Here is a 15,640-nt window from a genome sequence, read left to right on the forward strand (position 1 = left end):
ATCGAGAAAAAGGACCTAGAGCTCCACTATACAGTGGAATTTGAAGTCCTTTCATTTGAAAACGGGGATGTTTCCCTGATGCAAAGACTTTTGCGGCAGCGCCTGCAGCATCTTCATCTAAGTGCAGAAATGCACTTATTTAACCAAATTTTCTTCAAATCTGATCAATTAGAGGTATTAGTACACCTATTTGCAATATTCCAATCTTGTATGTTAAAAACAGGTGCACTTTTACACTTATTCACTCYCCACTATCGGTTCGCGCACATTACAATCATATAACGAACATCGCCGATGCTGGATATGGTCAGTCTGAGTTATTATGCGCTACAAACAGCAAGCAAGGGAAATAGCGAGGAAGGATATTCGCTGTCGGTAAGACGAATGATTGAACCCGAAAGTATTTTAGGGCAGATAAAGAATAACCAAGGATTCCGGCGCTTCTGCTTCGCAGCTTACCTAAGGTAAGTCTGGAAGTCGGGTGGCTTTCGCTTGCCCATAATCCTATGAAGCAAGCAACCATAGACCAGAATAGGAAAATAGCAGTACAGGAATAGCTCTCCTGTACTGCTACCAATACTCCCGTTCAAAGTGAGCTATTCCTCAGCGAGCCTGATTCTTATGGGACAGCCCCCATATCGTTTGTTCTTGCGAATCAATTCAGCGGTTTTGGTAAATAACTATTAGGAGAAGGAATAACCCAAAAATTGATCCGCATTTTTTAGACTTATCCATATATCCGGACTTTCGCCGCCTACATACCAGTAAGCTAGTCCAGCAAGCTTGCTTTTTACAGCCAGCTTATATTTTTCGGTTAACGAACGCCCGTCCTCGACCCATATTTTATGCTGTATACCATTCTTCATGTATGCAGCTGTGTACTGACCGATTTTAGCGTCCCATAAAGGCCTGATTCCATATTTACTAATGAGCGCATTCTGCTCGCCAAATGATATAAATGCAGAGGACTCAACGCTGCCGTCCTTCTTTAAATCCCAATCACGGTTATAAAAAGGCACGCCCAGTATCACCTTTTGGCTTGGCACCAATTTAAGAAGCTTATTTACAGCCGCTTCATCAAAACCTATAGAGGCGTTGGAGCCCGCTTCCGAGCCGTCTCCCCAGTGCTCATCATAGCCCATCAATACGATATAATCTGCTAATTTTCCAAGCGCGGCAAAATCGAAAGCGTCTGTCCAGTCCGTTCCTCGGTCGGGGGATACGTCAAGTGACAGCGTGACATTCAAGAGCTTCATTTTTTTGGACAGCTCCGAGATGAAAGCGGTCAAAGCTGCTCGATCCTGCGGCGCAACATTTTCAAAATCAATATTGAGCCCGTCCAGCTTATACTTTGTCACGTACTCTGCAAGCTGAGATATTGCTTTGGTACGTATTGTGGAACTGGATAGCAGCTTATGAGTAGCCGCTTGATCCGAGCGGTTGCCGACCATTGCCCATACTTTTTTATTATGCTGTTTCGCCCAAGTCACAAGAGACGGATCCGTGTTGTCCGATATCTCTCCCGCTTCCCCTGTAAAATACCAACGTGGAGACAAGGTGTTTACATTAGAATTCAAAACCGTTTGTTCATATTGCTGCGTCGTCTGACCATACTGCCAGCCTAGCTTTATCGTTTCCTTGGGCTTAGCGGCAAGCTCAGCTGCCCAGTTCACATTTTGCAGCACCCGATGAATCATTACTGCGGTTTCTTGCCTGCTTATCGGATCGCCCGGACGGAAATTCCCCTTATCGTCACCTTTCATAAGGCCAAGAGCATTCATCGCTGCTACAGAAGAACTCGCCCAAGCCGCAATGCGGCTGTCATCGCCAAAGCTTAGCTTTGCTTCCGATTTATGATCCAGCTTCTTCAATGCTCTCGTTAATAATACGGCTGCTTCCTGCCTTGTAACTGCCTTCGCAGGTGCAAACTGAGAGGCGCTAACGCCATCTGCTAAGCCAAGCTGCACAGCAGCCTGAATCCATCCATAATACCAAGCCTTCATAGGTACGTCAGTATATGGCGATACTGGCGTCGGTACAGGCTCAAGCCCGAGCAGCCGATCCAGCACTGTGACAAACTCCACTCTCGAGATCGATTGCTTCGGTGAGAAGCTTCGCTCCGATGTGCCCGTTATAATCTTTTTATTATACAAATCGATTATTTCCTGTTTGGCATAGCTGCTTGAAATATCATCAAAAGGCAGCGTGCTTTGAGCCGCAATGGGATGAGCAACAAGTGTTATGATATATAGTAAAGTAAATGCTGCTAGAGCAAATCTAGTATAAGTATGCTTCACGAAAGACCCTCCTCATGCGATCAATCCTCGAAGCATAACAAAATCTACTCTATAACTCATTACTAAAATATTGGTAGAAAGCATAATCAATAGTAATTAAGCCTAATCCCCTACCACAGACTAGGGTGTCAAAATAAACAATATGATAAAATAAGCGGATATAAAACGTAAGGAGATTCAGCATGCTGGAACGAAATCATGTTTCTCATCCTACATTACCGGCTCAGCTGAGCCTGACAGCAAGAAGTAAACGCAAGCGAAACCGAATACTACTGTTTATTATTTTAGCGCTAACCGCTGCTCTATTATGGAAGGTTATTCTTTCCTTTGATCCATACTTGCCGAACAATGATCCTATTGAAGCTCCACCCGTAACGGCACTGCATCCGATCGTATTCATTAAGCAGACCGAGCTGATTGCCGAAACGAGCAAGGCCGGCATCACCATTCTCGTCACAGACGGCTTCCRTTCAAGCGAGGAGCAAAACGCGATTTATGCAAAAGGACGCACAACAGAGGGTAAAGTCGTTACGCAAGTTCAAGGCGGACACTCCTATCACAATTACGGCCTCGCTATCGATTTTGCCCTGCGAACGAAGAAGGGCGAGGTTATATGGGACATGGAGTATGACGGCAATAAAAATGGGCGGTCCGACTGGATGGAAGTTGTTGAAATCGCCAAGCGCCTAGGCTTCTCTTGGGGTGGGGATTGGAAAAACTTCCCTGACTATCCTCATCTTCAAATGGACTTTGGTTATTCAATCAATAAGCTGCGCAAAGGGCACTATCCGCCTATCGAGTAAATCAGCTCATTTAAAGTAAAAAAAGAGTGAAGACTTGGTTAATAAGTCTTCACTCTTTTCTATTCTGCTTCAATTTTATTAGTTAATTTGGTAGATTACAGACCCGCAATAATTTCATATGAGCGCAATCTAGCTTGGTGATCATAAATATGTGCGGCGACCATAATCTCATCCGCCTTCGTCGCCTCAATATATTGCTTCAGCTTCGTACGTACCGTCTCCGGTCCGCCAACAATGGAAGAGCCTAATTGCTGCATCAAAGCGATCTTCTCCTGCGCCGTCCAGACGTCATCCATATTGCGAACAGGTGCAGGCAAAGCTCCACGCGTGTTGCGAATAAAGGATAGGAACAGCTGCTGCATCGATGTCGCTAAATACTCCGCCTCTTCATCCGTATCTGCCGCAATGACATTGACCGCTACCATTCCTTTTGGCTTATCAAGAATCGCTGATGGCTTAAAGCTGCTTCGATAAAGATTCATTGCTGGAACGGTGAAATTAGGCGAGAAATGTCCTGCAAAAGCAAATGGCAATCCTAACTGTGCAGCGAGCAAAGCGCTGAAATCGCTCGAACCCAATAGCCAAATCGGAATATCAAGACCTTCACCCGGAATCGCTCGCACTGGCATGCCCACCTCAGCACTCGCCGGATCTAGAAACGCGCGCAGCTCAGCTAGCTGCTCTGGGAAATCATGCCCATTGCTTCTTCTGTTTCCACGAAGGGCAGCTGCTGTAAGACCATCCGTTCCAGGAGCGCGGCCAAGTCCCAAATCAATACGGCCTGGAAACAACGATTCCAATGTACCGAATTGCTCAGCAATAACGAGCGGTGCATGGTTCGGCAGCATAATTCCCCCAGCGCCTACACGAATCGTGGATGTACCTGCGGCAACATGGCCAATAACGATGGATGTCGCTGAGCTGGCGATGCTTGGCGCATTGTGATGCTCCGCAAGCCAGTAGCGGTTATAGCCCCATTTTTCCGCATGCTGTGCAAGATCTAATGTATTGCTAAGCGATTCGGCAACAGTGCCGCCTTCTACAATGGGAGATACATCAAGAACGGATAACGGAATATTAAAAGCTGAATTGTTTATCGTTTGTTCTGACATGACATTCACTCTTTTCTTTACGAATAGAAGCGATAGCTTCTATCAATATTATTATTTGCAAATCAACTGTACTATTATTAGATACATTTTACACGTAAAAAAGAGCCGCTGCAAATGCATCAGCTTCATGACAGGAGCGGTAATATACAGTATTCAACTCTATTTACCGCTCTATCGTGAAACAGACATGATTCCTGCATGAACTGGCAAGCATTGAAAAGCATCAAATCTGCTTTTCTTTAAGCTGCTGCTGACATTTTCGAATCTTGTCCAAAGCAGTTTGAAGCGTATTTTGCTCCAAATAGGCCACGTAATGAAGCTCTGCCTCGTAAAAAAAATGATCCATCACCACTTGAATATTCGCGGATACCAGACAGTCCTCCTCTGGATTTCCTGAACACCAATGCGGCTTTAGCGTACCGCCTGATAGTGCTCGATATATTTGTGCCAGCGTAACCTCATTCGGCTCACAATTCAAAATATATCCCCCGCCGATTCCTTCCTTTGTCTTCACAAAGCCATGCTTCCGTAAGGAACTCATAATTTTGCGAATACGTGTCGGATTCGTCGAAACGTTGCGAGCAATGGTCTCGCTGCTCGCCATATGATCAGGCAAATAAGCTAACAGCACTAAGCTGTGAACCGCAACCGTAAATTCACTATTCATTTTCACAACTCCCTCTCAAGAAGGATACTGTAATGTTATTTCATACAGTTGATAATGTCAAACCTTCCACCCTAAGAATAGCACAGAGAGAAAGCCTTGGTATAGGCTTTCTCCCTGTCAAACTTTTTTGAGCAGCTTTATTTGACGCTATCGCTGCTTATATCTTTAAAAACTTTCCCCATTGTCCTTCATCATACACTTGCCCGACCGTTACACAATGATGACTCAGTTCACCCAGATCTCCGAATAATATTCCTTCATAAAATGAAACAGCTGCTCCAGTTGCTCCATTCCCTTCGCCTCCGCCTCCTGCGCTTGCCGAAGCAGTACGATTGCACGATCCGCGGCTTCAGGGTCCTTCGGCTTGCCGCCTTCTGGGAATGGGAATAACTCTCTCAGCTTGCCCAGCGCCTCAGCAACTATCTCGTAATGCAGTGCCGCTTCACCCGCATGCTTGCGAACCGTTCTCTCCACAACATTTGTCCCATCCCAGCGGAATGCCAATTCGCGTAAAAAACGAGCAGCGAACTCACGCGCATCAGAAATGACAGCAATGTTATAGGCATGACCATGCTCATCCGCATTTCGCCGCTCCATGACACCAATCCATGCCTCATAACCCGCTAAGCCTTGTACAAATTTATCTTCGAACACATGCGTCCATTCCTTGCCTCGCCCATGATCCACGATCATCGATAACGCCATGCGCAATATTTCGTATTTCGAGTGAGGCAGGCTTTCGCTAATCGTCGTCACGAACAACAAATCAATCTTGGAATCGGCAAAATCGGCATAACTTATCGTGCCATCCTTCGATACATCTTTTGCATGAAAGAGCTGCTTATCATCATCATAACCATAGATCAAACCGAATTCAGGTATAAACAAATCAAATGAAATGGCAGGGATGCCACGGTCGATTGACTGCTGAACGAGAGCGATAGTTCGCTCCACTTTATCCGGTGTTAACGGGAGCATAGGATCAGCCAAACAGCTCGTAAAGCCGAGATTTCCTATATTCCTCCTCAATATATATCCACCTGGGAATGAGGTTGGTCCTGCAGCATTAATACTAACGGGATCAATATTCATGCGAAAAGCATGACCGGTAAATCCCATCACATCTGTTAGCGTAAAATGTTTTTTATCCGTGTAGCTCACCGCGCCATGAATAGCAGCAGCGGCCGAGGTCCATGTTTTGGACCAGTCCCTATCCAGCGTCATTATTTTCAGCTCCATTCAAGGTTTATCATAAACGTTCTGAACCTACATAGGGGGCGGAGTGAGAATTTTTCTTCTGGGCAAACCGAGCAACGCCCTTTGCTCCACATATAAACTAATCGATATGCGAATACGCTCCTTCTGAAGCTTAACCCTTGATCGCGACAGCATATTGTATACGTTTGAAGTCGTCGTATCGAACAGCTCAGCAATCTCAGCCGGCGGCAGCTCGCCAAAAAATCTTGCTTCAAAAATGTCCCGCTCCAGCTTGTTCAAGCATCGAATCAGCGTATGAATGCTCTGGAGCGTTTCTTGGCGGATGACAGCATGCTCCGGATTTTGACCTTCGCTCGGCTCATTCATGGCTTGATCCGTTAAATGAAACAGGATGCTATCAATATCGCTCCAATCAACCGACTGCCCGCTTATACCTGCCTCTGCTGGCAGCCCTGATTGGCTCATGAAGCTAACGAATGGCCGCTCCTTGCTATAGGGTCCGCCTCTCCTCAGCTTCATGTAGGCTTGATTTCGCACAATCCTGTGCAGCCAAGGAATAAACCTGCTCGCGTCAGTAAGCGTACCGAGGTGCATAAATGCACGAATCAGCGCTTCCTGCACGATGTCCTCTGCCATAAACGCATCCTTCGTCAAGCTGCCAGCGAGCCCAAGCGCCTTAGCTCGATGACGACGCACCAGCTCCCCGAACGCTTCCTCATCGCCGGTTCTTGCTCGTTCAACTAACGACTGCTCCTGTGCTTCTGCCCCTGCTCCACTACTTAACAGAGCTTGCCATTCGGGTGCCCAAACCTCCATCATTCATCCCCCTTACTAGACAGATGCCACTTACGCCAAATATCTATCAATGGATCAAAACTTTTTTATTTTATAATCAAAAAAAAGCTGCCTATCAGGCAGCCTCTCCTATTCTCTAACGGTGCTGTTCAAAACGATTTTCTTTACTTAACCTCTTGATGGTCTCCAGCTCAGCGGGAGATAGGTGATGAGCTTCACTTGCCGCTATATTGTGCTGCAGCTGTTCTAACGAGCTCGCGCCAGGAATAACAGCAGCTACAGCAGGGCTGGCTAAAGCATACCGAATTGCTGTATGCGCCAAATCACGAGAGCCTTCTCCCATCTCTATCAAAACGTCTCGCAAAGACGACAGCTCCTCTTTGTCATAATCCAAATAACCCTTTTCCGCCTTGGCAGCTCCATTATCGGTTAAAATCCCTTTTGCCACCGGACCTCGAGCGATTAAACTAATGCCCTTCTCTTCTAACAAAGGCAATATTTGCTCTTCTGGCCTTCTGTCCAAAATACTATACTGGCTCATCACACTGACGATATTTGAACGCTCCACATATTCTCGAATAACATTTGGACGAATGGAAGAAATGCCGTAATAGCGAATGAGCCCCTCTTGCTTAAGCTCCTCAAATGCTTCAATCGTCTCCGATATGGGATCATCCAGTGTACCTCCATGCAGCTGATACAAATCGATATAGTCCGTTTGGAGCCTTCGCAAGCTGTCTTTTACAGCCGACTTAATATAAGCTTTCGACGGGTCCCACGACCAGCCCGCTTTTCCCTTCTCCCAACGATTGCCGACCTTCGTCGCAAGCACAATATCTGCCCGTTTTCCCTTTATTGCCTCGCCGATTATTTCCTCATTAAGACCCTCATCATAAAGATCAGCCGTATCTAGAAAATTAATGCCCTTCTCGATCGCTTCATGTACTAAGGCTGTCGCTTTTACTTTATCTGTCCCTAGTGACATGCAGCCAAGGCCGATCTCACTTATGTAGAGCTCTGATTTCCCGAGACGATTGTGCTTCATGCTTGAACGCTCCTTTTCCTTAACCGATAATCTAGCCGCTTCATTATTCATTTATGATATTACTTTTGGACTAAGGGAGCAACAAAAATGGTGCCACTATTAACACTTTAAGGAAATCTGATCCAATATGCCATGTAGCAGCGTTAGAGACTGCTCAGTGCGCGCGAATTGACTGCGAATCTGTTCAGCTGTTTGAATGTATGGCGCCTGAATAAACTCTGAAGACCAGTGTGCAAACATGGATTCCATGCATGCAGCTGTCGTCTCCAAATGAAATTGCAGTCCCATGACATGCTCGCCATAAGCGAATGCCTGCACCTTGCACGCCTCTGAAGAAGCGAGGAGCCGCGTGTCCTGCGGCAAGTCGAAGGTATCGCCATGCCACTGAAACGAAATAAATTGCTCAGGCATGCCGCAGAGCCAAGGATGCTGCTCCTTCGTACGGTTAATCGAATGCCAGCCTATTTCTTTATGCGTATTTCGGTATACTCGGCTTCCCAGCAGCTCAGCTATCATTTGAGCGCCAAAGCAGATGCCCAGCACTTTTTTGCCAAGCTGAATAGCTTGCCGTACGAACTGCTTCTCTGCCGTAAGCCAAGGATATTTCTCCTCTTCATAGACGCTCATTGGCCCGCCGCATATAACAAGCAAATCCATATCGTCAAGCCATTTGGCATCAATCTCAAGAGCAGGATCCTTTATATCCAAGCGATGTCCTCCAAGGCTGGCCCAGGAACGAAACGCATAATCATCATCAAAAGCGAAGTGTTTAAAAGCTATTATATTCATCATTCATTCCCCATCCTTGGCCGCATATGACCTGTAATGAGCTTAATTATAGTCTCATTATTTAGTATCGTTAATATCACTTTCCTGAATAGTGGGAAAACATCAATAAAAAAACAACTAGTTCCCTAACCCATATCATGGTACATTTCCAGTAGCATACTTATAAACTTAAATGTGAGTACCGCAATACGTAATGAAAGGATGGAACATATGGGGAAAAAGATATTAAAAACAATTGGCACGCTTGTCCTACTCGCAGTTGCGATAGCGGGAGGGTTTTTACTGTATATTACTTTATCCGATTATAAACCCGCAGAAGTTATCGAGATTACGTCAGAAAATAATAAAGGGCAACTCATTGAGCAAGGCGTTCCATTTACAGTTACGACCTTCAATATCGGCTATGCTGGCTTGGACAAAAAACAAGATTTTTTTATGGATGGAGGTAAAAAATCACGCTCCAGCAGCAAAAATCAAACAATTTCCAATCTAGACTCCATTTCGTCCTTTATGAAAACAAACCAATCCAACTTTTTTTTGCTTCAGGAAGTCGATGCCCGCTCGTCAAGAAGCTACCATATTAATGAAATAGACTATTTGGCAAAACCTTTGGAAGATTACAGCTATGCATTTGCTTATAACTATAAAGTGGCATGGGTTCCCGTCCCGATTTTTAATCCAATGGGTTCCGTTCAGAGCGGCCTTCTAACCTTCTCAACATTCAAAAACAAAACCAATCAGCGATACGATCTTCCAGGCAAAGAGAGCTGGCCGATACAGCAGCTTGAATTGGATCGTGCTTTTATAGAAAGCAGATTTGAGGTCAATAACGGCAAAGAGCTTATTGTTATCAATCTTCATTTATCTGCCTTTGATGAGGGCGGCAAAATTCGCAAGCAGCAATTGGATTATTTATCCGCATTTTTAGAGAAGGAGAATGGCAAGGGCAATTATATTATTGTAGGCGGAGATTGGAACCATGCCCTGCCCGGCACTACCCCTGATCGATTCGAAACGACACAGACATGGCCAGAATGGCTTCAGCAATTTCCTGAGGATTTCAAACCAAGCGGCTTCAAGTGGATGGTTGACGACAGCATCGCTACTGTACGCACATTAGATATTGCATACACGGAAGGCGTTAATTTCAGAGCCGTCATTGATGGTTTTCTCGTTTCTTCAAACGTAGATAAAATTCAGCTGCAAAGTACAGATTTAGCATTTGAACACAGCGACCATAATCCGGTAACCGCTGAGTTTATTTTACGATAAAGCAAAGAGCCCCGATTTTTCGTAATCGGGGCTCTTTTGTTATTAGCGCTCATTGAGCTGTTATTTAATTACTTTACGCTAGATTTCAAGCTGGTTGGTTGTTTAAATGCGAGCAGCTTGCCTTTTGTCTGGATCACAATMATTCCGCTCTCAAGCAGCGTCTCTCCAAACTCTCTTTCATTTGTTTTTAATTGTACAATTGGCGCTGCTGTATCTAAATGGATAGCTGATACCGTTCCATCCGTTTGCGCTACATATATCCCTTTACCAATTAAATCAAAACGTGCGATGAGGCCTGTTACACCAGCATTATAATCCACGGTTGTCTTATTAATTAATTTAACCCCATATATCCCGCGGCCATTCGTATAAATCAATTTCCCCTCATATGGCCCAGCCGCATATTTGAATCCTGGCGCGTAAACAACAGGCTTATACACCTTGGGCTCTATTTTGCTCGGATCAGCATTTAGAGGGTAACTATACACCTCAGAATTGAAATTAACGAATACGTTGTCCCCGTTAATCCAAGCGTCTCCTTCGTTGCCGGATTCTCCTTTATTTAAGTCAATCTTTAGAGGATTATATTGTACGCTGTTAAGTACTTTGCCCGTCTTGATATCTAGGGTATCAAGTGTAGTTAATGGAGCAGGCTCAAACAGGTTAACGAGCTTCTGCGCAGTTAGAGTTCCATCCTTTGCACCAATAGGAAAATTGTAATGCGCAGCTTCCCAAACCCTTTTTCCTGTCTTGCGATCAAAAGCATGAAGGAGCGAGTAAGTGTAAGCACCTGATAGCTCATTTTCTCCTATTATAAAATCGCCATGAAACAGTATCTTTGTGCGCAGCGGCTCTTTGTAATTGTCACGCCACTGAAATTTACCATCCTTTATGCTGTAAGCTTGAATGTCTCCATTAAAGGTGAACAGCTGATCGCCATCCGGAATAATATCATGAATGTTATTAGCGTTCACGGAAGCCACCCACACTTTCTTGCCTGAGGACGCCTTAATAGCGTGAACACGGCCTCCGCTCGAATTAACGTACAGTTGGCCTTCCTTATATACGACAGGAGCTTTGAGCTGACTGCCATACTCCCACAGCTTTTTCCCATTCTGAATATTAACAGCTATTACTTTTCCCTTTAGCAAATAAAAGACTTTACCTTCACCTGTTGCTGCTATACCTTCGTAGTTCAATGACCATTGCGGTTTAATAATAGGAGCAGCTATCTTCGTTTCCTCGTTGTCTCCCACATAGGAAGTACGTGAATCAAATGATGCAGATACAACAGAACTCATTAATAATAGAGAACAGCATGCCATCATAACGCCTCGCGAAAAAGCTGTTTTCCAGTTTCTCATTTCACACCTTCTTATCTCTAATTTTCATCACCCAACTTACATAACGTATAATAATTGTAAAATGTTTCTAATCATTCCGTGTTATCTTCACACTAAAAAGACCAGCCAAGGATAAATCCTTGCTGGTCATTAATTATGAATACTATTCATCTTGCGGAAACGGTTTTCTGCCCATAAACCCGTCATGTAAACCATGATAATGGCTAACCTCAGCTTCGCCTTCCTTCCAGCAAATCAGAATATCCTCATTACCCAGCACCGCTGGAAAGTCAATTAAACCAGGAGTAATCATTTTCAACTGCACGCCTTTTCGCGAGAAGTTTTCAATTAACAGGTCTACCTCCATCTTCATAAATTCCAGCTGGCTTTCCCTCTCAAAGAAAGGGTCCTCACTGCCTTCAATAGCAGCAAAAACTTGTTCATAAGCAGCCTTCTCTTTCTGATAACTTATATATAAATCTTCAAATTGCGCCGTAATTTGTTGAAGCTTCCGTAAATCCTCTTGCAACTGCGGCAGCATCTCGTTCGCTTCGCTCAGCGTGAAGGTTTTGTTCCCCATCCCGTAAACACTCCCTATCTGATGATGATCATTTATTTCATTCCATAATAAGTATCCTACACTCTCTTTCAAGCTCCGTAAAGGAATGGGTTCTAGAGAAGAGCTGGAATCTGCTCCTCTTTTGACGAAAGAGCAAGGTTCTGTTTTCCCTCGAACGATCGATGATACCTATACATGGTTGAGAAAATAAGCCTATATAGTGCTGTTCTTTTTCTTCAAAATTCTTTGCCTCTTACCTTCGCAAACACCATCGTATCCCGCAGAATACCGTTGACATCACATTTTTCATTTCGGAGTATGCCTTCTAACGTGAAGCCCAGTCGCTCCGCAACTCGCGCGCTTCGATAATTCCTAGCATCACAACGTATTTCAATACGATTGGCTTCTAGCTCATTTATTGCAAATGTTGAAATTGCATTCGTCGCTTCCGTTATAAAGCCTTGGCCGCTGTAAGCTGTACGAGCCCAGTACCCGATTTCAAATTTTCGCGCTTGCCAATTTATGCGATGAAGACCGCTGCTTCCTATCAACTGACCTGTATCCTTTAAAAAAAGAAGCAGCATGAGGTCTGAACGATCCATATACTTGGACCGTGACTTCCTGATGACAACTTCAGATTCTTGAATCGTCGGCATCGCTTGAGCCCATGGCATCCAAGGCTTGAGCTCATTTTCACTTTCTATAACGGCCTCATTCAGCTTCGCTCCGTCCCCCCATTGAGGCGCGCGGATAAGAAGACGGCTGCTTTCAAAACTCTCTGGAATGGATAACAGCAACGGGTTGTTATTATAATGGCTCATCCTAACGCACCTCCAAGCATGGCTTTCTTTCAGCTGAATATTATAATCGTCTGCCTTTTTCATCTAAATGAATATCTAAAGCTTTGATCGTTCTTATTAAAACTTTAATGAGTAAATATAGACAATAAATACCCATAAGCGCTACGACACCATACACAATAAACAATACTATTGGAAATATTCCAAAAATAATACCTGATGACATGCCGTCCATTACCTCATATCCCCCTTATGTATTTATTTTAACGAACAGAAAAGTTCAGTTACGTATTAACTTACAGATATTAACTGTAAAATGCAATCATCGCTGCGATCATTTTTATTTCATTTCTCAGCCCGAGTATGCGACCATCGAAGTTGGCGAACTGCAGTTCGCTCTGGCAGAACGGCGTGTGTTCTTGCGTGCGGATGAAGTTGAAATTACGCTAAAAGAAATTAAACTGCTGCATACCTTGATCGAGCAGTCAAATCGGGCATTTGCCCGAGATGAACTGCTTACATTGGTTTGGGGAGATAATTATTACGGGAGCGACCGGGCGATCGACGATCTCGTAAAGCGGCTGCGCAGAAAAATAAAACACCTTCCGATCGATACCGTATGGGGACACGGCTATCGTCTTCGAATGGAAAGGACTGAGCAATAATATGATAATGATATACCAGCTTCATCTCTCATTTGCGTTGCTGTTGCTATGTGTTTTGGCGATTACTGCGGTTCTGATTTATCCGCTGCTGCTGGATAGCGCCGTTATGGCAATGCCGCTTATTGTGAAAATCCTTGTTTATTTGCCATACTTACGTAGCACAATAAAAAAAGGAGGAAGCATGCTCGCTTCCCCCTAACACTATGAATTATTGCAAATCAAAAACAGCGAGTACATCGTCGATTTTCATACTGTCTGCTGTAGGTCCATTCAACATCCAGTGTCTGGATGACATCTTGTACACATGCCCTTGCTTAACTGCAGGAATAGACTTCCATACTTTCAGATCCTCTACTACATTCATTTCCTGTAAAGCAGCCTGCGCTTCGTCCTCAGAATCAAACGAGCCGCCGACCGTGACAAATAAATAGTCCGCAGTCAAATTAGACAGTGTCTCAAGTGATGCTTCTATCCCCCAAGTGCCTTCTTCCTCTTTACTTTGCAAATTTTCCAACATCGGTTCAAGAGTTAAGCCTAAATCTTTGTACGCGATGTTAGTATAGGAGAATGCCGGGAAAAACAGTTGAACATCCTTCTCCGATGGTCGAATAAAAGCTAAAGTTCGATCCGTCCCTATTTTCGCRACGATAGCCTCTTTAGCCTTAAGCAGCTTTTCCTCGTAATCTTGAATGACCAACTGGGCTTTCTCTTCGAGATCAATTGCCTTACCGATAGCGGCTATGGATGTCTTCCAGTCGCTGCGATCATAGACAATAGTTGGAGCAATTTTACTTAGCTGCTCATACGATTCAGTATCCGAGGCCAAAAGATTGGCAATAATCAAATCAGGTTTTGAGCTGAGAATAGACTCATAATTTAAACCGCCTGGCGTGTAGACTGATGGAATCTTTTTTGCTTGCAGCGTATCATACAAGTACTGCCCCTTCATGGATTGGGCATGAACCATCGGCGCATCAAGCGCAAGCATAATGTCCTCGAGCCCGTTCACGGCTATGCGCTGCGGATTGATTGGAATTTCGCTTTCTCCCATCATATGCTTAACCAGCTTTGTCTGCTGTTGCTCCTGTGCGACCGTTGCTGGAGAGCCAGCTGTAGCAGATGGTTCATTGGAACTTGTTGAAGCCCCGCAACCACTGAATAACAAAGTCATGCAGAGCAGCATCACTGCGCCTACTGATAGTTTCAAATCTTTGTACATCGATAAATCTCCCTCTTTTCCATAATGAGAATCATTATCATTATAGCCCTGACCTTTGCGTGGGACAATAGCTTGTCCTGAACTATTAAATGGACTTTTCTGAACCGATTTCTCTGCTGCCAGTGATCTAAAGCGCAGCGGTGATGTGCCGGTTTGTTTTTTGAACACGCGGCTGAAATAGTAGACATCCAAATATCCTATGCTCAACGAAATTTCTTGCAGAGATGCCTTCGTTTCTTTCAATAGCCTGCTGGCGTGTTCAATGCGAACTTGGATCAAATATTCATTAGGCGTTGCTCCTAGCTGTTTTTTGAACACTCGAGTCAAATAGCTGGAGCTGCAACCAAGCAGCTCGGCCAGACCCTCTACCGTAAATGCATCCGAATAGCTGGTCTCTATGTAGCGTGTAGCTTGTGTCACAAGGTCAGCTCGTATCTCCCCAAGCTCCTGCCCAGCCATCTGACCAAGTAATTCATGTACAAATTGATAAAGAACGCCTTTGGCATACAGCTTGTCGAGCGGCGTAAGCTTGCGCCAGCTTTGTTCCATAATCTCGAATTTTGAATGAAGGGCAAGCGGAGCATGAGGCGTGAATCCATATTGAATGTGGAAAGGACTGCTGCGTTTTAACAATCGATCCAAGTAGCGGTTGCCAGGGACAGCTAAAAAAGCCTTGTACATAATAAGATCATATTCGAGGCGATCCCCTGAGGAGATAATGTCCAGGCTCATGCCTTTTCTGCCATGAAGCAAATGAAAGCCATCGACGGCATAACCAACACCGTCCAGCATCACCCGCCCACGTCCGTATGTCACCCACAGAAAAGCATTGGATGGAAGCTTGTAACCGCGAAGCTCGTCTCCATGTGCCAACGACTGATGTCTAATGTCGAGCAGCTTGACATTGGCTTCATTCCACAGCAATAGATGTTCATTCCAATCCATACCAATCACTTCCTGATACTAAAAAATATGGCCTATTTAATGAGGCTGTATCTCATTATAGTTGAAAACGATTCTCATAACTAGTGTTTTGTATGACCACGTATCCAGTGG

Annotated in this window: 16 protein-coding genes and 1 pseudogene; 5 read left to right on the forward strand and 12 right to left on the reverse strand. The window is 44.6% G+C overall.

The features are described 5' to 3' along the window. Positions 1 to 306 precede the first annotated feature (306 nt). A pseudogene (locus tag AB4Z17_RS02390) lies at positions 307 to 557 on the forward strand (transposase); the annotation flags it as partial. Positions 558 to 683: 126 nt separating this feature from the next. On the opposite strand, the gene AB4Z17_RS02395 reads toward AB4Z17_RS02390, so the two are convergent. Further along, positions 684 to 2,297: an S-layer homology domain-containing protein gene (locus AB4Z17_RS02395; RefSeq protein ID WP_441957931.1), complete on the reverse strand. Its 1,614-nt coding sequence runs from the start codon at positions 2,295 to 2,297 to the stop codon at positions 684 to 686. A 182-nt stretch (positions 2,298 to 2,479) separates the two neighbouring features. Between AB4Z17_RS02395 and AB4Z17_RS02400 the strand changes: the two genes are divergently transcribed. Then, complete coding sequence (locus AB4Z17_RS02400; protein ID WP_441957933.1) at positions 2,480 to 3,100, forward strand: M15 family metallopeptidase; 621 nt, start codon at positions 2,480 to 2,482, stop codon at positions 3,098 to 3,100. 95 nt (positions 3,101 to 3,195) lie between these two features. Here AB4Z17_RS02400 and AB4Z17_RS02405 read toward each other — a convergent pair whose 3' ends face one another. The 6 genes from AB4Z17_RS02405 to AB4Z17_RS02430 all read right to left on the reverse strand — a co-directional run bounded on the left by AB4Z17_RS02405 (position 3,196) and on the right by AB4Z17_RS02430 (position 8,729). After that, positions 3,196 to 4,212, reverse strand: a complete 1,017-nt coding sequence (locus AB4Z17_RS02405; protein WP_076271866.1) for an LLM class flavin-dependent oxidoreductase — start codon at positions 4,210 to 4,212, stop codon at positions 3,196 to 3,198. A gap of 223 nt (positions 4,213 to 4,435) precedes the next feature. Then, positions 4,436 to 4,879 carry an RrF2 family transcriptional regulator gene (locus AB4Z17_RS02410; RefSeq protein ID WP_441913708.1) on the reverse strand — a complete coding sequence of 148 codons (444 nt, stop codon included), beginning with the start codon at positions 4,877 to 4,879 and terminating at the stop codon, positions 4,436 to 4,438. A gap of 225 nt (positions 4,880 to 5,104) precedes the next feature. Beyond that, positions 5,105 to 6,103: a hypothetical protein gene (locus AB4Z17_RS02415; protein ID WP_441957935.1), complete on the reverse strand. Its 999-nt coding sequence runs from the start codon at positions 6,101 to 6,103 to the stop codon at positions 5,105 to 5,107. A 42-nt stretch (positions 6,104 to 6,145) separates the two neighbouring features. Beyond that, positions 6,146 to 6,916, reverse strand: a complete 771-nt coding sequence (locus tag AB4Z17_RS02420) for an RNA polymerase sigma factor (RefSeq protein ID WP_441957937.1) — start codon at positions 6,914 to 6,916, stop codon at positions 6,146 to 6,148. A 112-nt stretch (positions 6,917 to 7,028) separates the two neighbouring features. After that, a complete protein-coding gene (locus AB4Z17_RS02425; RefSeq protein WP_441957938.1) occupies positions 7,029 to 7,937 on the reverse strand; it encodes an aldo/keto reductase in 909 nt (302 codons plus the stop codon). 99 nt (positions 7,938 to 8,036) lie between these two features. Further along, on the reverse strand, positions 8,037 to 8,729 hold the full coding sequence (locus AB4Z17_RS02430) for a type 1 glutamine amidotransferase (RefSeq protein ID WP_441957940.1): 693 nt from the start codon (positions 8,727 to 8,729) through the stop codon (positions 8,037 to 8,039). 207 nt (positions 8,730 to 8,936) lie between these two features. Here AB4Z17_RS02430 and AB4Z17_RS02435 point away from each other — a divergent pair, with 207 nt between their 5' ends. Continuing rightward, positions 8,937 to 9,998, forward strand: a complete 1,062-nt coding sequence (locus AB4Z17_RS02435; protein WP_441957942.1) for an endonuclease/exonuclease/phosphatase family protein — start codon at positions 8,937 to 8,939, stop codon at positions 9,996 to 9,998. A 68-nt stretch (positions 9,999 to 10,066) separates the two neighbouring features. Here AB4Z17_RS02435 and AB4Z17_RS02440 read toward each other — a convergent pair whose 3' ends face one another. The 4 genes from AB4Z17_RS02440 to AB4Z17_RS02455 form a co-directional block, all read right to left on the reverse strand. Next, positions 10,067 to 11,362: a PQQ-binding-like beta-propeller repeat protein gene (locus tag AB4Z17_RS02440; RefSeq protein WP_441957944.1), complete on the reverse strand. Its 1,296-nt coding sequence runs from the start codon at positions 11,360 to 11,362 to the stop codon at positions 10,067 to 10,069. A gap of 142 nt (positions 11,363 to 11,504) precedes the next feature. Beyond that, on the reverse strand, positions 11,505 to 11,921 hold the full coding sequence (locus AB4Z17_RS02445; RefSeq protein WP_441957945.1) for a DUF2203 domain-containing protein: 417 nt from the start codon (positions 11,919 to 11,921) through the stop codon (positions 11,505 to 11,507). Positions 11,922 to 12,136: 215 nt separating this feature from the next. Further along, positions 12,137 to 12,721, reverse strand: coding sequence for a GNAT family N-acetyltransferase (locus AB4Z17_RS02450; protein ID WP_441957947.1), 585 nt, complete (start codon positions 12,719 to 12,721; stop codon positions 12,137 to 12,139). A gap of 40 nt (positions 12,722 to 12,761) precedes the next feature. Further along, positions 12,762 to 12,935 carry a hypothetical protein gene (locus AB4Z17_RS02455; RefSeq protein WP_441913726.1) on the reverse strand — a complete coding sequence of 58 codons (174 nt, stop codon included), beginning with the start codon at positions 12,933 to 12,935 and terminating at the stop codon, positions 12,762 to 12,764. 184 nt (positions 12,936 to 13,119) lie between these two features. On the opposite strand from AB4Z17_RS02455, the gene AB4Z17_RS02460 reads away from it, so the two are divergent. Together AB4Z17_RS02460 and AB4Z17_RS02465 are read left to right on the forward strand one after the other, a co-directional pair. Beyond that, positions 13,120 to 13,365 carry a winged helix-turn-helix domain-containing protein gene (locus AB4Z17_RS02460; protein WP_441913728.1) on the forward strand — a complete coding sequence of 82 codons (246 nt, stop codon included), beginning with the start codon at positions 13,120 to 13,122 and terminating at the stop codon, positions 13,363 to 13,365. 1 nt (position 13,366) lies between these two features. Continuing rightward, positions 13,367 to 13,564 carry a hypothetical protein gene (locus AB4Z17_RS02465; protein WP_441957948.1) on the forward strand — a complete coding sequence of 66 codons (198 nt, stop codon included), beginning with the start codon at positions 13,367 to 13,369 and terminating at the stop codon, positions 13,562 to 13,564. 9 nt (positions 13,565 to 13,573) lie between these two features. Here AB4Z17_RS02465 and AB4Z17_RS02470 read toward each other — a convergent pair whose 3' ends face one another. After that, entirely contained in the window at positions 13,574 to 15,529 is a 1,956-nt protein-coding gene (locus AB4Z17_RS02470) for a helix-turn-helix domain-containing protein (RefSeq protein WP_441913730.1), read from the reverse strand. Between the last annotated feature and the right edge of the window lie 111 nt (positions 15,530 to 15,640).

Origin of the sequence: Paenibacillus sp. TAF43_2 (assembly GCF_052113545.1) — a bacterium.
Taxonomy (GTDB): Bacteria; Bacillota; Bacilli; order Paenibacillales; family Paenibacillaceae; genus Pristimantibacillus.